The following is a 17171-nucleotide window of genomic DNA, read 5'->3' on the forward strand; positions in this document are numbered from 1 at the left end:
GGGTAATCCAATCGGGAGCAGGCAAGTTACTGACCAAATATGGTCATAGTTTAGGTTTAGGTTAGTAGTCGGGTTGGTTCCCCGGCTACTTTTTTTACACTACAACCATTTTGCAGAACCAAGTTGATTGATACTTAAAAAAAATAATATATGAAAACTGTAGAATTCGGTCAAATGAAGGGTTATCCTCATTATTTGCAAATTAAATTAAATAAAGGTGGTGGTCATATTGTAGATATGGTTTCGTCTAATGACAATGTTTTAGAAGTTGGAGATGTTATCGAAAAACTTCAGTCATCTTACACTATAAATGAGATTGTAGAAGAAAGACCTGCTAAGGGAGACCATCCAATACCTGTTACTTTTCAAAGATTGTTGACTAGTTAGTTTATGATCCAATCCAACACACCCCTAACAAACGCAAAACATATCCTTTGGTGGGTTGTGATTGCGGTAATAGCATGGTACACGAACAGTAACTAATTAAATAAATATATGAATAAGAGAAGATTTGGATTGATTGCCACGGCAATGGGTATGGCTGGGCTAATGGGATCAGCACAAGCAGCAACATCAGCTACGGCTAAGCTAACAGAGCAAGTAAACGAACTTAAAGGCACAAAAGAAGAACGCAAAAGCAAAGAAGCAATCAACATCAATCAAGATGGGGGTTTGGACTTCAATCCTTTCCTTTTCAATGATGCTGGCCTTTCACCAAAAGAATACGGTTTGCGTTTTGGCACCGGGAAGTCATTCATCTGCAAAAGTAACCGCAAACGTTTTGCAACTAACGCCAAATTAAAGAGAAGGAGGATAAAATAATGACACAATTAACCAAACTACAATTTTGGACACAAAATGTATCTGTGTTGCAAAATCACATCTATCAGCAAAATGTTGCTGCAGGTTGGCATTCAAAACCACGTGAAGTTGGAACATGCCTAATGCTTATTGTAAGCGAGGTTGCAGAAGCAATGGAAGGAGATCGAAAAGGATTGATGGACGATCACTTGCCAAGCCGTTCAATGCTTGAAGTAGAATTAGCAGATGCAATAATCCGGATCCTTGATTTAGCAGGCCGTGAAGAATTAGATGTTGCGGGAGCTATTCACGATAAATTAATTTATAATCAAACAAGAGCTGATCACAAACTAGAAAATCGTAGCAAAGAAGGGGGTAAGAAATACTAATGACACAAACAGCAATTTTAGAGAGAGAGAATAAGGTGCTTAAGTCCCAACTGCAGGAAGCGGTTGAGCTACTAAGCGGTGTTAAGTCACAGGTTGGACTAACCTGGCAGGAACCGATTTCAGAGTTTACATCAAGGGTAGGGGGCAAACGCCACAATCCGAATGATTGGTCAATGGCTGACCGGAACGGAGAGCAGGGAATATGAGCGATTTAGAATCAACAGAGCAATTTAGGTTTTGCAACCACCATCACGAACTAGATGAAAACTATGAGTTAGTTAATTTTGGTGATGGCGAGTTTGTAGCCAATAAAGCTGCGGTACCCTTATTAAAAGCACTCAATGAAGTAGGATTAAAAACCAGAACGCATCATTATACCGGTGAAGGTCCTGCGTTCATATCAATACTACTCGACGATATTCAGGTTGAAATAAAAACAGTAAATGAGATAGATGCAGATCGGACCAAATATAATGGTAAGAAAGAATTGTTATTGATGTGGAATGTTACCCATCCAGTTGACTGATATTATAACCAAGCTTTTTAAGGGCTTCTAAGGCTAGTTGTTCATCTTTTGGGGTAATGCGTTGTTTACTATTTCCTTGCACCACTTCGTTTAGCTTGTTGCTTAGCTTGTTCTTATTGTAGCGTGGCTTATCATCGCCATACATAGCAACAGCCAAATCAGCTTGACTAATCAGAGGGTTGTCCTTAAGAAACTTCTTTAAATCCATTAGCACAAATATAGTAAAATATTATACAATGCAAATGACTTATATTTAATGACAAACCAATGACAGTAATATAATGCAATCGCATTATATTTGTTCTATACAAAAAGCAATGAAGCTTTTAATAAACGATCTCTAAAAATGAATTTATTAACTAATGAAGAAGCTAAGGACGTAAGAAGAGCTCTAATCATGACAATGCAAAGGGCCGACTTAACCGAGAATCCAGCAGATAAGATTTTTGCTGACAGATTGGAAAAAATCGAAGAAAAGTTGAATGAGGGAAGCGAACGAGAGAAAGTATTACTACTCGAAATCTTTTCAAATCCGGAAGGTCTTTTTGAAATGGTAAGCAAAGACACCCAGTACTTACTAAAATGTGAAAAGAAATACACCAAAAAAGAAGTTAAAGAATTTGCTAAAAAGATTTTCGATTCAATTTAAACTAAACAGCGGGGCGTTAACCCCGCTAACTAAAACCTATAAATGAAGATTATGAAAAACCTAAATCAATTCAAAAGCACAATCAAATCATTATTCCCTTCAGATAAAATATCTTTTAAATCAAAAGGCAACGGAACAGCATTTGGAGTTGATGGTGAGATTTATATCGCGTCAATCAAAAAAGATTGGAGTTATGAAATACCAAATAACATATATAGCCAATTAGTAAAGCTGGGCTGTACTACTGGAAGCGTAAACAATATAGTTAAAGTTAATTTTATAAACAACTAATTACCGTTACTGCAATTGCGGTAATGCCAGCGCAACGCCCTAAACGGCTTGCGCATAAGGCAGTAAAAAATCATCCCACAATGTATAATCGTCCCGGAAGTAAATGCATAGTGCCTAAATGGGTGCTTGCAACAATAATGAGTATAGCAGTAGCAGGATTAATAATGATGTTCTGCTTTGGTAGAGTTTAAAGAAAAGAAGATGGAAAAGGAAACACTGCATATAGCAGCCGCCGGAATGGGGGTTAATACGATAGCTTATTTAATTAAATGCGATAAGAAAGGAATTATTTTCGATGCAATTTTGTTTGCCGATCCAGGTAAGGAAAATCCAAAAACCTACGAATACATTCCTATTTTAAACAAATGGTTAATAGATCATAATCAACCTGAAGTAACTATTGTAAGGCAAGTGAATAAATACGGTGATTTTGTTGGCCTTTATCAGGACTGTATCAACAACAAAGCATTGCCAAGTATTGTTTACGGTTTCAAAACGTGTTCATTAAAATTTAAGAAATCTCCACAAGACAAATATTTAAATAATTGGGAGCCAACAAAATTTGCATGGGATAATGGTATACCAGTATTCAAATACAAAGGTTTTGATGCTGATGAAGGACACAGAACAAAGAAAGAATACCCTGATGTTAAATATACCGATGTTCATCCTTTAGTTGATTTAAATATGGGACGTTTTGAGTGCATTCAAACAATTATTGACGCTGGTTTGCCTCTACCTCCAAAATCATCCTGCACATTCTGTCCTTCAATGAAGCCATGGGAAATAATTGAGTTGTACGAAAATAACATAAAAGAGTTCCACGATGCAATAACGATGGAAAGAAATGCCGCCGAAAATATAACTACAGTTAAAGGTTTAGGTAGGGATTTTAGTTGGTGGGATTTAATAAAAGCTTACCGGTACTTGCAGATGATCAAAACACGTAAAAGCATGGGTATAATAATACCAGAAAAAATTAAAAAACTAATGCTTAAAGTAAATAGGTCAAGGCCTATAGATTATGAAAAGCTCGCCAAAGAACGTAATGTTAAAGATGCGGTTTGCGACTTATTTAGTCAAAACATAAATATACCATGTGAATGCATGGATTAACTAATCAAAGAATATGAGAGAAATAAAATTTAGAGTATGGAATCAAGACGAGAAAAAATACTTTATTCCTTTCATTGGGGGTAGAATAGATTTAGGTCTTCAATACTATGAGACACATGTTAAATGTGCTTATCCTGAACAATTCACCGGCTTAAAAGACAAGAACGGTAAGGATATTTATGAGGGGGATATATTGCATTTTAAAACCTATGCTGGTGGTGGGTTTGCCAAAACAGGGATTGATTGTTATGCAGAAGTTGTGTTTGGAGATCACAATCTAAAGGACGATGTATTATACAGAAGTCATGGATTTTACTTGTTAACAGGTAAAAGTTATAGCCCGACATCTATTCATTATTGGTTAAAATCACATAAGGCTGTTGTTATTAGCAACATTCACGAAAACCCTGACTTAATCAAATAACCATGAAAACAGCAGAAGAAATAGCTATAAAACACGGTTTGTATCATTCTTACACAAAAGAAGCGGATGATAAAGCAATAGCCGCCATGAAAGAATACGCCAATCAGAAGCTTGAAGAGGCAGCGGACATTTCAGAGCATGAAAAATTACATTATATATGGCAAGAATCGGCATCAGATAATACACATGATAGCCTTTATTCAAGAGGTAAAGCTGTAGCGTTTGGCGAAATAAGAAAATCAATCCTTGAACTTAAAGACGAAATATAATGGAAAATTTAAAATACGCACAAGACTACATTAGAGCAAACAGCTCTGTAATGTCGGGTTTTAACATGTTTATTAATGGACATGCCCCAATAACATTTGGAGACGGGTTTAATGACGCATATGAAAGAATCCAAGGCTATGAATATGCCGAAAAAATGGCAAGAGAGAATGCCATCGCTTTTACTCATGTTTTTGGATGTAAAAAATCAGGTTGTTATCCATTTCAATATGGAGGCTTTTTTGTTTGCAATTCTTGTGGTGGAAAAGGAGTTGATAAAGATTGGTGGAAAATTAAAGTTGAAAAAGATGGTAATGAATATTGCTGTCATGGATTAGATTTTAAAAACCTTCAAGAAAGCGACAATTATGCATTCGGCAAAACTTTCGATGAAGCAATTTACAATTATGGTGAATTAATGAAATTAAAAGGATAAACAGTATTAATTATGGAAAATACATTAGAAAATAAAATTAAATTCTTTGTCTTGCATTATGGTCAAGATGTAGCTATTCAGGGAGAAGGAGGAGGATCTGGATTTTCATATCCGATTACTTACCACATATTAGATCAAGTTTACGACTCATACCTACGACTCAAACCCCTTTCATCAATAACAGATGAAGATGGTATTGAGGTCCGCAAGCATCTGCACCTTAAACCTAACACTAAAGCCAATTGGACTTTAAAAGATTTAGTTGATCTGTTAAAAGAAAAGCATGGCATAAATTCATTACATGTTTATGACTATCTCCGTTCAAAAGGCTATGCACTCCCTTACATGGGAATAAGCGTTGAAAAGCAGATTGAATATGGTTGGATTAAATTGAAGGAGGGATTATAATGAATTACGAGATTAAACAATGTCCTGAATTCCCCTTTTTTGGAGCCAGTTATCCAGATGCAAGATGTATTGATGGCTATCTATGGGATTTAGATTGGTGCGATGAAAATGGAAGATTAACGAAGGGAGGAGAATATCCATGTCCATTCTGTAATAGTGAGGAGTCTATTCAAATGGGTATTGATGATGAGGAAGGAACAAGAGAGGAAATAATTATTCAAAGAGATTTATTCTGGAAAAAATATGATTACACACCTTAACGAAAGCACTGCTATAGTAGTGGTGCCGAGATGGTTTACATCAATTTCCCATATAGACGAATCAAATATATTTTATTGGTCAAATGAAATTCATCCTTCTATCTGGGCCGATCAAGGCCATTACCAATGGGTTCTATCTGAACCGATACTTTATGATAAACCGATATTAGGTGTGAAAGGCGCTTTAGGTTTGTGGGAATGGGAAAAACCTTATGAGGTTATTGGTAGTGCTGAAATGGTAGCAATTTAATATATTTGAAGTATGGGATGGGACGCATATTGCACGCCACAATTGGCAGCAAACAATCAAGAATTCAAAGAAGCATCAAAACGAGTATTGCATTATTGCAGTTCAGCTGACGGCGGATTATCTAAAGGTTCGTTAGGACTATCGGACTCCGCAAGGATGCTCGAAAAGGCTTTTGAAAAAACAGGCGAAGATACAATAGGTTTCTTTTTTCACCCATATCAAGATGATGAAGTTACTCCTGAACAGGTGAAGATATTGTCACAAAGATTGAATTGGAATTTTTATAAAGAGATTAGATACGAACAAAGGTGGGCGTATTGGTCAGCGAAGGAGTTTATTGAAACATGCGCTTTATTAGGGTTAGGGATTAGGTTTAGTTATTAATAATATTTGAAGTATGGAGAGCCTAAAAAAATTGTTTTGTAAAATATTTAATCGGAAGTTAGAACTATTTCTTTTGGAAGTAAGCCGTTTAGCTACACAAAAAGAAATCCTATCCCATGAAGATCAGCTCAATAACCTTCACGCCTCTAAAAGATTAATATTGATATATTTTCTGAAAATTGGGTATAGTATTGAGGAGGCTTTTATTTTGACAGAGGAAGCTTTTAAAATCACATGTGAAACAATCCTTACAGATTATGAAGCTGTTATGTTTGTCAATGATTTGAAAATTAATAATATTTGCATAGCTAAATAGTTCCCCAGTTAGTTCAATGAAAGAAGGTCGTCCGTTAGTGGAGGCAAATGCGTGAATGAAAGGTAGCGCACTGGGGGATATTTCAAGGCGTCAGCAAATGCCGATTGAGCTGCACAGAAATGTGGCTTTTTTTATGTATAAAAAAACGGGCGTACAACTGAAGTCATACACCCGTTATCTAAATTAACGCTCTCAGGAACAAATATAAAAAAATTATTTTTTTCTCTTTGTTTGAGAACTGTAAAACTGGCTCTCAAAATCGATCACATGCTGAGGCTTATTGCTATCGTCCCAGGTTGGACGTTTTCCGCTACCTCGGGGTATCAGGGGAGTAACCTTCACCTCTTCGACGTATGCTTTCTTTGCTAAGTGTCCTTTTACATAAACAACTACTGGATCGTCACTTCCAGCATTTCTTAAATGCGCTCTTAATTTTTCATCAAAATTCGCTACAGCTTGAGCCACCGAACCACCCCGGCCAATAACACTACCGTGTACATCCTGAGCAAGAACGCAAACGAACCCAGGCGATTCACTGTACACTTCCGCTCCAAGTTCCTTTGGAATTCCATCTAATTCAATTTCATGCTTTTTACGTCGTGGCATGAAGGGATAACATTATTCAAACCTTCTTTGTTTTACCAACCCCGCTTGGTAATCTCGCCAGCTTTATCGCGCCAATACCTGTGGGTAAATTTGGGTTCAAATAAATACGCAAGGTGTAGAACGAGTAATTAACGGATGCAACTTAGCAGAAACCCAAAACACATTTTATGACACTTAAAGAAAAGATCGCAGCACGACTGAAAGCGAAAGCAGCAGGAGTGAACCTTTCCAAAACAAGAATTGATGCAATTGTTGCTCGCGCAGAAAAGGGATTAACGGACGAATCGGACGACACCGCTATTGATGCGAACCTTGACACCATCAACGAACTAACTCCTTTTAAAGAGATGGCCGCTTTTGATGATCATCAAAGGGCAAAGGATGCAAAGGATAAAATCGAGAAAGACAAAGCCGACAAAGAAGCTGCGGAAAAGGCTGCAAAAGAAGGTAATGTTGATGTGCCAGAAGATGCACCGGCATGGTTAAAACCTCTTTTAGAAGCACAAGCGGCAACCACAAAAGCTTTATCTGACCAGATTGCGGCTATTAATGGCGAAAAGGTGTTAACAACTCGCAGGGAACAATACGCTAAAACATTGGAGGGCACTTCTGAAGCCTATAAAGCTGAAGCGCTAAAAGACTTTGACAGATTATCATTTAAAGATGATTCAGATTATCAAGAATGGGCAACTGCAAAATCAGAAAGTGTTAAAGCCTTTATTCAAGAAGATGCTAATGGTGGGTTAGGTGGAGATAGACCAGTGGGTGGTGTTGGCGGAAATACCAGCACAAAAAAAGAAGCCACAGCAGCCGAAGTAGATGCTGTGGTTAATGCGATTATCTAATTATTTAAACAAAGACAAATGTCAACAGCAATCGGAAATTTAGCTAACGCTGCAACATCACTGGATACCGGAAACGATTCTATTGTGATTGTTGAATATATCAGCGGTAAAGTTGGCGGTGCTACTTTAGATGTTACAGGTTGGACACCGGATGTTATTCCAGGTGGACACGTAATCATCCAAGAAACCGCAACAGGTAATTTAAAGCCGTTTCCAGTATCTGGCTCTGCTTATGATGCATTACCAGCCAATCATACAATCTCCCCATATGTAACTGTAGCCTCAGTATTGACTACAAAACCATTTGTAGGATTGATGGATAGAGGTACGGTAAATCCTAATGCGCAAAAATATACCATTAGTTCAGTATTGGCAGCGGTTAAAACTGCTCAACCACAAATAATTTATAGAGCAGATTAATTATGGAACCGTCATTATTTACCGCTTGGGTAGCGAAGTATTTCAAGCCCTTAGTAGCGAAGGTTGTTGAGAAAATCAATGGCACGAAAACACCTGCAACATATTTGCATAAAACAATGTTGCGCAAAGAGTATTCTCCAACTCTAAAATGGAATTCAATTAACGTAGAAGGATCAACAGTAGCTGCTGATGTAGTTGCCATGGATTCACCTCTACCATTAAAAAAACGTGATTCAATTTCAAAGGCTGATGGCGATATCCCGAAACTGGGTATGAAATTAGCTTTGAATGAGCGCACAATGACTGACCTTGATATTCTTTCAAATAGTCCAGGTAATCAAGAGAGCTCAATTGTTCAGAAATTGTTTCAAGATACAGCTAAAGCTATCACTGGTATTTATGAGGTGTTGGAAATGATGTTTTTACAGGCCTTATCATCTGGAGTAACATTGATTGCCGATACAGCTAACGTGGGATTAGGTATCCGTATCGATTTTGGTTATAAGGCCGAAAATAAGTTTGGCGTATCTGTTGTGTGGTCAGCAGGAGCAACCGGAACACCAATTAGTGACTTTAACCGTGTTAAAGATAAAGCTGATGCTGATGGTAATTCAATTACCACGGTTATGATGGATCAGTTTGCTTTTAATAACATGTTGAAATCTACGGAACTAAAACAGGCCTACGCTGGCTCTTTAGGTATCGCAGTAAATACCACTTCGGTATTGCCAACTCCAAACATGGAACAAGCGACTTCATTTATCTTGGGCCAGTTTGGTTGGACGCTTAAGATTGTTAATCGTACTGTACGCATCGAACGTGATGGCGTTAAAACCAATGTTAAGCCATGGCAAGAGGGATCTGTTGTGTTCTTGACTTCTGAAGAAGTAGGCTCTTTAACGTGGGGTACTTTAGCAGAAATGAACCATCCAAATAAAGCGGTTACTTATCAAACTGCTGATCAATTCATCCTTGTTTCAAAATACCACAAAGTTGATCCACTGAAAGAATATACTTCTTCTCAGGCATTAGCACTGCCGGTAATTAACAATGTTGATGAGATCTATCAGTTAGACACTAAAACAGTTCAAGCGTAATGGCTAAGATACAAGAACCAAAAGAACAACCAGGAGATAAATACCTGGTTGTTCAAGAATTCAGAGATAAAGACAATTTTAATCTTCATTATAACGAAGGTGAAAATGTAAGTCATTTTCCTGATGATCGGTTAAAAGAACTAGTAGAAAAAGGATTGGTAGAAAAGAAATAACCATGACCATAAAAGAAGCCTTAACATCCACCGTAAACTTCCCTCTTCCTGATAACAGGATAAATAAAGCATTGATTGATGCTGAGTTAGTTGGTACTTCCGACTACGACAAATCAAACGAGCGGAGTGTTGATCTGTGTATGTCTGGGCTTCTCTTAACCTTGATTACTTCTGCAGATACTACTGAGGATGATGTGAGCATTAAGCTGCCAAGTAGGGATGTACTACTATCCGTTTACTCCGCACTAAGAAAAAAGTGGGGTGAAGTAGATGAACTGGCGCCTGTTAAACCAACTGTAACACAAAGATTATTTTGGTAGAATTTAGACCGCATATACTGAAGTGGACAGAAACCACTGAGGCAACGCAAGATCATGAGACTGGGTATATTATTCCGGGTGCTTCAGGCATTCAATTACAGATACCTTGCAGGTTTCATCTATCAAGTAATGGATCTGCAAAGACCTTTAGAAACGAAGACTTTACTGAGGTAAAGCAAGTAGGAACTATAAGAGTGGATGCAGGTCAGAATATTCCGGATGTAGGTATGCAGATCATTGTTGAAGGTCATTTTGAAGGAACAGTCAAAGCGGTTTACAAAGGACAACTTTCCCATAGAATTGAGGTATGATAAAGATAACGGCAGACTTTTCATTACAAGACTTGAACGACATAATCAATGATGAAACAGAATCATGGTTTGACGAGTTGGTTGATGATTACAGACGAGCTGGTAAGCAGTTTGTTGAACGTGCAGTTGCGAAAGCAACATTTAACAATATCACCTGGAATCTTAGATCATCAATTGGTTATCTGATCATGTTTGAAGGAAAAATTGTTGAATCTTATTTCAAAGACTTAAAAGATGGCACAGAAGGGCAAGAGGTTGGGCGAGACTATGCTGAATTTGTAGCCAGATTGGTTAACGATGGAGTTGGATTGGCAATGGCTCTAGTAGCAGGAGAGGAATACGCTTATTTCGTTGAAAAAAAAGGTAAGGACGTTATTTCTGGATCATATTCATTTTTTGAGACAGATCTTAAATCAGCATTACAATGAGTGATTATAAAGATGGATTTGATTTAGTGTCTGATGTGTTTAAACTCATAAATGTATCGTCTGTTCAGATATTATTGGGAGAAAAAGGCAAAGTTGAACCTAGTGTTAAGTCTACAGATTCAAGCACTAAAGGTATTGTCGTTAATAGTATTTCCATATCAAATACATCAGATCAAATTGGATTTGGAAATGTAAACTGTTATGCGCCTTCGATCTCATCAACAGTAAATGGTAAAGCCGTTCAATTGCCTGATCAAGCAACCTTAAGTAATTTAGTGAAAGCTGTTAAACCTCTTATTGATGGGATTTACAAGCCAACTTTCAGAGTTTGGATTGAAGAACTTGGAGTAATTCTGCAAGATACAGATGGAAGCTATTTTGCAAACTTAACGTTCAGATATCAGAGTATTCAAGACAATTATACAAATATTTAAAAACCCGCCTTAAAGGCAATTAAATAATAAATTATGGCAACAAACATTGTAGGCGGAGTTGAGTTGATTGAAATCGCTCCGGCAGTAACTACTGAGGCAGGCATCACCGGTGCTACGTTTCAAAGGTTAGAAAATATCGCTCCGGATAGTGTTGTTTACACTAAAAATAGTGATACAGAAACAGATCTTATTCCAGAGGATAAAGATGTGGCATTATTAACTTTTTATACTCCTGGGGAAGCAGATACAATTGCAATTGGGGTTCTTGAACAAAAGCCAGAAATTCTTGCATTATTATTTAATCAGGAATATACTGAAGCGACTACCAGAATTGTTACTCTTGCTAAGCGTAAGGTAGCAAACTTAATGATCCGAATTACTACCCGTAGTATGAAAGATGGCCGAAAACAGGTTATTGTTTTACCTAATGTTGCAGTTACTACAACATTTGTAAATAACCTGTCTAAAACGGCTGTTCAACAATTACTATTAACAGGCAAAGTTGGATCATTTAAAACTACCACAAGTTTAGAAGATGCAATTTCAGTTAAAACATGGGTTACCGAAGCTGGCGCTCCAATTGATTCGAGTACCCCATAGAAACGTTCTTTATGAAATGGGTAAAATTTAAAAGCGATCTGTTTGTAGCATCTACAGGCAAGCTACATAAAAAGGGGCAAGTTTTGCAGGTTTCAGACTCTTTTGCTCAAAAACATGGTTCAGATGGTTCTGGGCTTGTTGAAGAAACAAAAAAGCCTAAAGAAACAGTCATCCCCATTAGCAACAAATAAACAAAAGCCTTTGCTTCGGTAAAGGCTTTTTAATTAAACTTTATTTTATGACTGAAAATGAAATACTAAAAGGTGTAACTGAAACCTTAATAGAAAAGCCATTTTACACAGTAACAGTTCCAATAAAGGAATTAAAACCAATTCCAAAGAGGTCGTTTTTTGATAAGTTAGTTGGTAAACCAATTATCCATCAGGAAGTAAACCGGAAATTCACAATAAATCCGTGTGTTGTTGGAAACATGTATAGAATTGCAGGTCATGCTGTATCTTTGCCAGATGAAATATTGGAGGGGTCAATGGCTCAATCAATACTGCCAATTATAAATGAACATTTATCTACATTGGTTTATATTGTAGCGGCAGGCATTCAGAACAATAAAAGAGAGCCTGAGCAAGAATTAATTTCGTTTATAGAAGATAATTTTGAAGCTGAAGATCTTTATAAAACATTGCACCCTATTTTAGAAAATTTAGGTATGCAGTCTTTTTTGAATTCTATTGCCTTGGCGAAGGGAACAGTACGCATCCTGAAACCAAACGTAAGTCCATTAGACGGGAGCGAGTTGATAGCCTCCCACATTCCGGAATAGGGAGTATGCTTAGATTCTTTAAGGGTGCAATAAGTTCAGATGATTTGTTATGGAAAACCACATGGAAAAATTACACATTATATTTAGCATCTTTTTGTGTTGATGATGAAGAAGATAGTTCAAAACTAGAGGTTAAGGACTCAGACGACATCTTCTAACAAAAAAGCCACCCAACCAGGTGGCTTACATATTTTAAAGAAGGAAAAATAGTGTCAAACATAATATCTATTGCCGCACCCTTTTACCAACCCATCTACGTAACCACTTGAATTAATTACCCCAAAACATACAGGGTATTTTTGTTTTATGGCGGTAGACATTAAGGCAAATGGGAATAGAGGGTTAAATTTTACGGCAACTCTTGATATTAACGAGGCAAAAAAGAATGCCATAGAATTGAAAAAGGTTTTATCTGATCTTGGCATTAATACCGTAACAGAATCACAAAAGAAATTTAATCAATCCCAGATTGAATTCCAAAACCAACTTCGAAAAGCAAGGATTGAACTTGCAGCCCTTAAAAGAGAGGAACAAGAATTAAAGAATACTCAACTTCAATCTGGCGTTGCTGCTGCTGAACTTACAAGGCAGATTGCTGCTAATCGATTAGCGCAACAAGAACTTACTAAGGCTGCTCGTGCGGCAAAAGATGCACAGAAGGCTGCGGCAGGTTCCTACAAAGAAGCTACTGATAGGTTAAAAGCTTTAGGTATTGAAATAAGAAATACTACAGGTGGATTCAACAAGCAAACTCCTGAATTAAAGGCGAAAATTCGTGAATATAATGAGTTAAATGATAAACTAAAGGCTTTTGATGCCACGATGGGCAACCATCAACGAAATGTTGGCAATTATGCAAAGGCATTAGATGGTTTAAAATCCTTAGCCGCAACTTATTTAAGTGTTACAGCAATACTTGGCGGAATAAAAGCAGTTATAGATGCAAATGCAGAAATTAGCGATAGCCTATCAGATGTTCGACGTACTGCTGGATTAACAGCAGCAGAGGCTGATAATCTTTCGGAACAATTAAAAAAGATTGATACCCGTACATCCTTAAAAGGGTTATTAGATATTGCTATTATTGGAGGGCAACTTGGGATAGCTAAAGATCAACTAGCTGGCTTTACAAGCGCAGTAAACCAGTTAGCCGTAGCTTTGGCAGGGGAGCTTGCAGGTGGTGCAGAAGGAATAGCTAAATCTTTAGGAGTACTTGATAATGTATTTGGTATTACAAAATCAAATGCTGGTGATGTTGAGAAATCTTATAACCAAATTGGTTCTGCAATATTAGGATTAGGGCAATCCGGATTAGCAACCGGTGACTACCTGGCTGATTTTGGGGAGCGAGTGGGTGGCCTTGCAAAACAAGCTGGTCTATCATTGCCAATTATTCTTTCTTACGCTGCTGTTCTGCAGGAAAATGGAGTGAGCGCTGAGGTTGCAGGATCATCGTTTAAAAAGTTACTAACTGCCCTTACAACAAATAGGCAAAAATTCTTTTCTATAGCCCAATTGGCTGACGCTAACTTAACTTTAAAAAGCTTCACTGATACCATCAATAATGATGCAAAAGGAGCTTTGGATTTATTTTTTGCTGGCTTAGCAAAGGGAGGAACTACAACTACCTCCTTTAATGATATACTTAAGTCCTTAAAATTAACCGGATCAGGAGTTTCTCAAACAATTGCAGCTTTATCGCACGGTCAGGAATCTTTAAATGAACACATTAAGCAATCAACAGTTGATTTCAACGCCGCAACATTATCTGCAGAACAATATGCATTAAAAAACGACAACCTTGCAGGAAGTATCGAAAAGATAGGCAACACATTTGAAAAAGTTACTGTATCAGGGTCAATAGGAAGGTTTTTTAAAGCCATCGTGGATGGAGCTAATTGGACACTTAAATCTTTAGATGATTTATTTACTAAGATTGGGCAAGTTCAAAGAGATGCCGCCCTTAAGAATTTTAATAGAACCGGGAAAACTGGAAGCATTTTCTTTAGTGTTGAAGACGCAAAAAAGCTTCAGGAAGAAGCAAGACAAGCAGCTAATTTAGGATACAACGAGGGGTTAAAAGCTCAGGGTTTATCTTATGCAAACACTTTGGTTAGTAGGGCCAAAGATGAAATTGAATTAAATAGGACTATTGAAGCTCAGACCGCAAAATTATTAAGAATTGCAAGAGAGAGAAATAATGCATTGGCCATAAAAAAGCAATTTGATGGAATAGTCTCGACTCAGGAGCAACAAAACATTAATAAAACATCAGCTGATTATGCCAGGCAGACATTTGTTGTAGGGGAATTAACAAGAAAGAAAAAAGAATTATATCCTGATGCTAAAGCAGCCCCGGCAACTCCTATTACCCCCATTTCTAAAGCTATACAAAAGGAAATGGAGACTGCCCTTAATGCTCAGAGGCGTTTGCAAGAGCGGATTGATGAACTAAGGGATAAAGGGAAGCGTAAGGTCTTAGATGATAATCAACAGGAGATCGAAGCTGTTAGAGCTAAATATGATAAACTAAGGGAAGAAGCAGAACGGTTTAATAATGATCCTAAGAATAAGAGAAAAGGATTAAAAGTAGATGCCAGTGGCTTAGTTAAGGCTCAATCAGATGAAGAGGATGCATTACGCGATGATCAAGCAGCTAAAGCACTTAAAAATACAATAGATAAAGAGAAAAAACTTTATGCTGACTTTGAAAAGTATAAATCTGATTTTGGGTTAGAAAAAGCCAAAGCTCGATATGAAAAACTTATTAATGTAGATCAAACCTATTTAGAAAGCCTAAAAAATAAACAAGACAAACTTCTAGGGGATGACAAGGCTAAAGGTGGTGACGCAGGAGGAGGTGATTATATTGTTAAACAACAAAAAGTGTTGGAAGAGGCTACGGCAGACGCAGTTCAGGAAGAACAAAAACGTACTGACGCACTACTTAAGGAGTTTATGAGTTATGCAGATAAGCGTAGGATTCTAACCGAAATTTACAACAAAGACCTTGCTGATTTAGAAAAAAACAATGGTGATCAGGAAGAAAGAACGAAGAGATATAATAAGGATTTGAAGGAATTGGATGAAAATAATGGATCCAAATTAGAGTCGTATAAAAAAATGTTTGATGGTATTGATAAGCTGTCAACTAAGAATGCTTTAAAATTAGTTCAAAGTGCAAGAAATCAATTAGCTAAAGAACTTAAGGATGGATTAGTATTGACTGCTGATCAAGTAAAAGCTTTGAATGATTTATTCAGTAATACCGAATTAATTGTTCGTCAAGGAGCCGGGCAAGCCCTCTCCGATCTAGCAAGGCAGGTTGAGGATATAAGCTCTCTTGTTGGAGGGCTGGATAGTTCTTTTGGTAAAGTCTTAGGAACTCTTGGGAATGTTTTGGGCCAGGTAGGAAATGTAAAAAAAGGGATAAAGGATATGCAAATTGCCTCTAAAAACAATGATGTTACGGGACAATTAACTGCAGGTTTAGGAATTTTTGGGGCAGGTATATCTATATTCAAATCTATATTTTCATTCTTCGACAAATCAGCGCAAAGAGAAGAACAAGCTTCTTATGCTAGGGACTTGCAAAACAAACAAACTGAAGCATTGAATAAAGCGCTTGAAAGACAAGTTGCATTATTAGATGATGTTTATGGCAGTGAGAGAATTAAAAATTTTGATGCAGCGATAAAACAGGCAAGAGACAACCAGGCAAAGTATGCTCAGGAATTAGCTGGTCGTATCTCTTTGACTGGGAATAAAGAGTTAGATGATATTATTACAAAAATAAATAATGGTGAACAGGCTATTGTAGGAGTAACTAACGAGGCTTTCATTAAACAGAACCAAGCAAAGTTGGATGCTTTAAAACTACCAACAGACCTGGCATCACTTCAGCGTCTGTTAGATGAGGGTAAACTCGATGCAAATACAGCAACTATAGTAACAAACCTTATTAAAGCAAATGAGACCGCAGAACAATTAGTCAATAATTTAAGAGCTGAAAATGTAGGGTCAACTTTAACTCAAATTGCTGATGACTTCATCTCAACGCTCACTGATGGGACTCAAGATTTTGGTAAATCCTTTGAGGCAACTATCCAAAAGTCTATTCTTAATGGGTTTAAGGGTGAGCTTATCAGAACTCAACTACAAGCCTTCTATACCGAATTCGCAAAATTAAGCGAGGGTGGGTTGACAAGCAGTGAAATAGAGGTATTAAGGAAGTCCTATCTAACAGCCAGCGAAAAGGCTAAATCTGATATTGAAGCATTAAGCAAAGCTACCGGCATTGATTTAACGAGTAGCGGGAGTAAAACTTCCGACACTTCCTTAAAAGGCCAAATAACGGGGATTACAGAGGATACTGGCAATAAGTTAACCGGGGCCTTTAATGGCATGAGGCTTACACAACTTCAAACAAACGTATTATTAACCGCTCAAAGTAAGTCATTAGGAGACTTATTCCTAATCGCAAGGGATAACTTTGCTTTGCAAGTGAAAATCGAATCTAACACACGAAGGGGAGCGGATGCAGGAGAAAATGCATTGCCGATTTTAAGAAGTATTGCGGATAACACTAAGGATAGTTTGGCAGCACAATTAAGGGCTGGTGGCAAGTTTGGATATTAAA

At 37.3% G+C, this 17171-nt stretch carries 30 protein-coding genes; 28 read left to right on the plus strand and 2 right to left on the minus strand.

All coding sequences use genetic code 11. The features are described from left to right. Positions 1-150: 150 nt before the first annotated feature. From O0955_RS13140 to O0955_RS13160, 5 genes are all read left to right on the plus strand, one after another. Entirely contained in the window at positions 151-387 is a 237-nt protein-coding gene (locus O0955_RS13140; RefSeq protein WP_269428006.1) for a hypothetical protein, read from the plus strand. Between the two features lie 108 nt (positions 388-495). Further along, a complete protein-coding gene (locus O0955_RS13145) occupies positions 496-822 on the plus strand; it encodes a hypothetical protein (RefSeq protein WP_269428007.1) in 327 nt (108 codons plus the stop codon). Beyond that, on the plus strand, positions 822-1190 hold the full coding sequence (locus tag O0955_RS13150) for a nucleoside triphosphate pyrophosphohydrolase family protein (RefSeq protein ID WP_269428008.1): 369 nt from the start codon (positions 822-824) through the stop codon (positions 1188-1190). The genes O0955_RS13145 and O0955_RS13150 overlap by 1 nt, the downstream gene beginning before the upstream one ends. Then, complete coding sequence (locus tag O0955_RS13155) at positions 1190-1396, plus strand: hypothetical protein (protein ID WP_269428009.1); 207 nt, start codon at positions 1190-1192, stop codon at positions 1394-1396. The genes O0955_RS13150 and O0955_RS13155 overlap by 1 nt, the downstream gene beginning before the upstream one ends. Beyond that, positions 1393-1716 (plus strand): hypothetical protein, encoded by a 324-nt coding sequence (locus O0955_RS13160; protein WP_269428010.1) that lies wholly within the window; start codon positions 1393-1395, stop codon positions 1714-1716. Before O0955_RS13155 ends, O0955_RS13160 begins: the two co-directional genes overlap by 4 nt. Here O0955_RS13160 and O0955_RS13165 read toward each other — a convergent pair. After that, complete coding sequence (locus O0955_RS13165) at positions 1697-1924, minus strand: hypothetical protein (protein ID WP_269428011.1); 228 nt, start codon at positions 1922-1924, stop codon at positions 1697-1699. The genes O0955_RS13160 and O0955_RS13165 overlap by 20 nt on opposite strands. A 138-nt stretch (positions 1925-2062) precedes the next feature. Between O0955_RS13165 and O0955_RS13170 the strand changes: the two genes are divergently transcribed. The 11 genes from O0955_RS13170 to O0955_RS13220 all read left to right on the plus strand — a co-directional run bounded on the left by O0955_RS13170 (position 2063) and on the right by O0955_RS13220 (position 6517). Further along, complete coding sequence (locus O0955_RS13170; RefSeq protein WP_269428012.1) at positions 2063-2365, plus strand: hypothetical protein; 303 nt, start codon at positions 2063-2065, stop codon at positions 2363-2365. Positions 2366-2416: 51 nt separating this feature from the next. Further along, positions 2417-2656, plus strand: coding sequence for a hypothetical protein (locus O0955_RS13175; RefSeq protein WP_269428013.1), 240 nt, complete (start codon positions 2417-2419; stop codon positions 2654-2656). Positions 2657-2857: 201 nt separating this feature from the next. After that, positions 2858-3772: a phosphoadenosine phosphosulfate reductase gene (locus O0955_RS13180; RefSeq protein WP_269428014.1), complete on the plus strand. Its 915-nt coding sequence runs from the start codon at positions 2858-2860 to the stop codon at positions 3770-3772. Between the two features lie 13 nt (positions 3773-3785). Beyond that, complete coding sequence (locus tag O0955_RS13185) at positions 3786-4196, plus strand: YopX family protein (RefSeq protein ID WP_269428015.1); 411 nt, start codon at positions 3786-3788, stop codon at positions 4194-4196. Between the two features lie 2 nt (positions 4197-4198). After that, complete coding sequence (locus O0955_RS13190; protein ID WP_269428016.1) at positions 4199-4465, plus strand: hypothetical protein; 267 nt, start codon at positions 4199-4201, stop codon at positions 4463-4465. Continuing rightward, on the plus strand, positions 4465-4899 hold the full coding sequence (locus O0955_RS13195; RefSeq protein ID WP_269428017.1) for a hypothetical protein: 435 nt from the start codon (positions 4465-4467) through the stop codon (positions 4897-4899). Before O0955_RS13190 ends, O0955_RS13195 begins: the two co-directional genes overlap by 1 nt. Positions 4900-4911: 12 nt before the next feature. Further along, complete coding sequence (locus O0955_RS13200) at positions 4912-5307, plus strand: hypothetical protein (protein WP_269428018.1); 396 nt, start codon at positions 4912-4914, stop codon at positions 5305-5307. Next, a complete protein-coding gene (locus O0955_RS13205; RefSeq protein WP_269428019.1) occupies positions 5307-5567 on the plus strand; it encodes a hypothetical protein in 261 nt (86 codons plus the stop codon). The genes O0955_RS13200 and O0955_RS13205 overlap by 1 nt, the downstream gene beginning before the upstream one ends. Continuing rightward, entirely contained in the window at positions 5551-5817 is a 267-nt protein-coding gene (locus O0955_RS13210; RefSeq protein ID WP_269428020.1) for a hypothetical protein, read from the plus strand. The genes O0955_RS13205 and O0955_RS13210 overlap by 17 nt, the downstream gene beginning before the upstream one ends. Before the next feature lie 12 nt (positions 5818-5829). Next, positions 5830-6201, plus strand: a complete 372-nt coding sequence (locus tag O0955_RS13215; protein ID WP_269428021.1) for a hypothetical protein — start codon at positions 5830-5832, stop codon at positions 6199-6201. 13 nt (positions 6202-6214) lie between these two features. After that, positions 6215-6517, plus strand: coding sequence for a hypothetical protein (locus O0955_RS13220; RefSeq protein WP_269428022.1), 303 nt, complete (start codon positions 6215-6217; stop codon positions 6515-6517). Positions 6518-6730: 213 nt separating this feature from the next. On the opposite strand, the gene O0955_RS13225 is transcribed toward O0955_RS13220, so the two are convergent. Continuing rightward, a complete protein-coding gene (locus O0955_RS13225) occupies positions 6731-7123 on the minus strand; it encodes a hypothetical protein (RefSeq protein ID WP_269428023.1) in 393 nt (130 codons plus the stop codon). Between the two features lie 167 nt (positions 7124-7290). Between O0955_RS13225 and O0955_RS13230 the strand changes: the two genes are divergently transcribed. The 12 genes from O0955_RS13230 (at position 7291) to O0955_RS13285 (ending at position 17170) form a co-directional block, all read left to right on the plus strand. Continuing rightward, positions 7291-7968, plus strand: coding sequence for a hypothetical protein (locus O0955_RS13230; RefSeq protein WP_269428024.1), 678 nt, complete (start codon positions 7291-7293; stop codon positions 7966-7968). A gap of 18 nt (positions 7969-7986) precedes the next feature. Next, positions 7987-8388, plus strand: coding sequence for a hypothetical protein (locus tag O0955_RS13235; protein ID WP_269428025.1), 402 nt, complete (start codon positions 7987-7989; stop codon positions 8386-8388). A gap of 2 nt (positions 8389-8390) precedes the next feature. Continuing rightward, the gene (locus O0955_RS13240; protein ID WP_269428026.1) at positions 8391-9485 is read left to right on the plus strand and encodes a major capsid protein; all 1095 of its coding nucleotides are present in this window, start codon (positions 8391-8393) and stop codon (positions 9483-9485) included. Then, the gene (locus O0955_RS13245; RefSeq protein ID WP_269428027.1) at positions 9485-9658 is read left to right on the plus strand and encodes a hypothetical protein; all 174 of its coding nucleotides are present in this window, start codon (positions 9485-9487) and stop codon (positions 9656-9658) included. Before O0955_RS13240 ends, O0955_RS13245 begins: the two co-directional genes overlap by 1 nt. A 2-nt stretch (positions 9659-9660) precedes the next feature. Further along, positions 9661-9978 carry a DUF6706 family protein gene (locus O0955_RS13250; protein ID WP_269428028.1) on the plus strand — a complete coding sequence of 106 codons (318 nt, stop codon included), beginning with the start codon at positions 9661-9663 and terminating at the stop codon, positions 9976-9978. Next, positions 9972-10289, plus strand: a complete 318-nt coding sequence (locus O0955_RS13255; RefSeq protein WP_269428029.1) for a hypothetical protein — start codon at positions 9972-9974, stop codon at positions 10287-10289. Before O0955_RS13250 ends, O0955_RS13255 begins: the two co-directional genes overlap by 7 nt. Continuing rightward, a complete protein-coding gene (locus tag O0955_RS13260; RefSeq protein ID WP_269428030.1) occupies positions 10286-10717 on the plus strand; it encodes a hypothetical protein in 432 nt (143 codons plus the stop codon). The genes O0955_RS13255 and O0955_RS13260 overlap by 4 nt, the downstream gene beginning before the upstream one ends. Continuing rightward, positions 10714-11151, plus strand: a complete 438-nt coding sequence (locus tag O0955_RS13265; RefSeq protein WP_269428031.1) for a hypothetical protein — start codon at positions 10714-10716, stop codon at positions 11149-11151. The genes O0955_RS13260 and O0955_RS13265 overlap by 4 nt, the downstream gene beginning before the upstream one ends. 33 nt (positions 11152-11184) lie before the next feature. Continuing rightward, a complete protein-coding gene (locus O0955_RS13270) occupies positions 11185-11751 on the plus strand; it encodes a hypothetical protein (protein ID WP_269428032.1) in 567 nt (188 codons plus the stop codon). 11 nt (positions 11752-11762) lie between these two features. Next, positions 11763-11942: a hypothetical protein gene (locus O0955_RS13275; protein WP_269428033.1), complete on the plus strand. Its 180-nt coding sequence runs from the start codon at positions 11763-11765 to the stop codon at positions 11940-11942. A 47-nt stretch (positions 11943-11989) separates the two neighbouring features. After that, positions 11990-12532: a hypothetical protein gene (locus O0955_RS13280; RefSeq protein ID WP_269428034.1), complete on the plus strand. Its 543-nt coding sequence runs from the start codon at positions 11990-11992 to the stop codon at positions 12530-12532. 306 nt (positions 12533-12838) lie between these two features. Continuing rightward, entirely contained in the window at positions 12839-17170 is a 4332-nt protein-coding gene (locus tag O0955_RS13285) for a phage tail tape measure protein (RefSeq protein WP_269428035.1), read from the plus strand. Position 17171 lies beyond the last annotated feature (1 nt).

It is taken from the genome of Pedobacter punctiformis (assembly GCF_027213715.1).
Lineage (GTDB): Bacteria > Bacteroidota > Bacteroidia > Sphingobacteriales > Sphingobacteriaceae > Pedobacter > Pedobacter punctiformis.

Bases quoted from the DNA above. Each gene is read 5' to 3' on its own strand.
- O0955_RS13140 (WP_269428006.1), top strand. From the start codon at position 151: ATGAAAACTGTAGAATTCGGTCAAATGAAGGGTTATCCTCATTATTTG.
- O0955_RS13145 (WP_269428007.1), top strand. From the start codon at position 496: ATGAATAAGAGAAGATTTGGATTGATTGCCACGGCAATGGGTATGGCT.
- O0955_RS13150 (WP_269428008.1), top strand. From the start codon at position 822: ATGACACAATTAACCAAACTACAATTTTGGACACAAAATGTATCTGTG.
- O0955_RS13155 (WP_269428009.1), top strand. From the start codon at position 1,190: ATGACACAAACAGCAATTTTAGAGAGAGAGAATAAGGTGCTTAAGTCC.
- O0955_RS13160 (WP_269428010.1), top strand. From the start codon at position 1,393: ATGAGCGATTTAGAATCAACAGAGCAATTTAGGTTTTGCAACCACCAT.
- O0955_RS13165 (WP_269428011.1), bottom strand. From the start codon at position 1,924: ATGGATTTAAAGAAGTTTCTTAAGGACAACCCTCTGATTAGTCAAGCT.
- O0955_RS13170 (WP_269428012.1), top strand. From the start codon at position 2,063: ATGAATTTATTAACTAATGAAGAAGCTAAGGACGTAAGAAGAGCTCTA.
- O0955_RS13175 (WP_269428013.1), top strand. From the start codon at position 2,417: ATGAAAAACCTAAATCAATTCAAAAGCACAATCAAATCATTATTCCCT.
- O0955_RS13180 (WP_269428014.1), top strand. From the start codon at position 2,858: ATGGAAAAGGAAACACTGCATATAGCAGCCGCCGGAATGGGGGTTAAT.
- O0955_RS13185 (WP_269428015.1), top strand. From the start codon at position 3,786: ATGAGAGAAATAAAATTTAGAGTATGGAATCAAGACGAGAAAAAATAC.
- O0955_RS13190 (WP_269428016.1), top strand. From the start codon at position 4,199: ATGAAAACAGCAGAAGAAATAGCTATAAAACACGGTTTGTATCATTCT.
- O0955_RS13195 (WP_269428017.1), top strand. From the start codon at position 4,465: ATGGAAAATTTAAAATACGCACAAGACTACATTAGAGCAAACAGCTCT.
- O0955_RS13200 (WP_269428018.1), top strand. From the start codon at position 4,912: ATGGAAAATACATTAGAAAATAAAATTAAATTCTTTGTCTTGCATTAT.
- O0955_RS13205 (WP_269428019.1), top strand. From the start codon at position 5,307: ATGAATTACGAGATTAAACAATGTCCTGAATTCCCCTTTTTTGGAGCC.
- O0955_RS13210 (WP_269428020.1), top strand. From the start codon at position 5,551: ATGATTACACACCTTAACGAAAGCACTGCTATAGTAGTGGTGCCGAGA.
- O0955_RS13215 (WP_269428021.1), top strand. From the start codon at position 5,830: ATGGGATGGGACGCATATTGCACGCCACAATTGGCAGCAAACAATCAA.
- O0955_RS13220 (WP_269428022.1), top strand. From the start codon at position 6,215: ATGGAGAGCCTAAAAAAATTGTTTTGTAAAATATTTAATCGGAAGTTA.
- O0955_RS13225 (WP_269428023.1), bottom strand. From the start codon at position 7,123: ATGCCACGACGTAAAAAGCATGAAATTGAATTAGATGGAATTCCAAAG.
- O0955_RS13230 (WP_269428024.1), top strand. From the start codon at position 7,291: ATGACACTTAAAGAAAAGATCGCAGCACGACTGAAAGCGAAAGCAGCA.
- O0955_RS13235 (WP_269428025.1), top strand. From the start codon at position 7,987: ATGTCAACAGCAATCGGAAATTTAGCTAACGCTGCAACATCACTGGAT.
- O0955_RS13240 (WP_269428026.1), top strand. From the start codon at position 8,391: ATGGAACCGTCATTATTTACCGCTTGGGTAGCGAAGTATTTCAAGCCC.
- O0955_RS13245 (WP_269428027.1), top strand. From the start codon at position 9,485: ATGGCTAAGATACAAGAACCAAAAGAACAACCAGGAGATAAATACCTG.
- O0955_RS13250 (WP_269428028.1), top strand. From the start codon at position 9,661: ATGACCATAAAAGAAGCCTTAACATCCACCGTAAACTTCCCTCTTCCT.
- O0955_RS13260 (WP_269428030.1), top strand. From the start codon at position 10,286: ATGATAAAGATAACGGCAGACTTTTCATTACAAGACTTGAACGACATA.
- O0955_RS13265 (WP_269428031.1), top strand. From the start codon at position 10,714: ATGAGTGATTATAAAGATGGATTTGATTTAGTGTCTGATGTGTTTAAA.
- O0955_RS13270 (WP_269428032.1), top strand. From the start codon at position 11,185: ATGGCAACAAACATTGTAGGCGGAGTTGAGTTGATTGAAATCGCTCCG.
- O0955_RS13275 (WP_269428033.1), top strand. From the start codon at position 11,763: ATGAAATGGGTAAAATTTAAAAGCGATCTGTTTGTAGCATCTACAGGC.
- O0955_RS13280 (WP_269428034.1), top strand. From the start codon at position 11,990: ATGACTGAAAATGAAATACTAAAAGGTGTAACTGAAACCTTAATAGAA.
- O0955_RS13285 (WP_269428035.1), top strand. From the start codon at position 12,839: ATGGCGGTAGACATTAAGGCAAATGGGAATAGAGGGTTAAATTTTACG.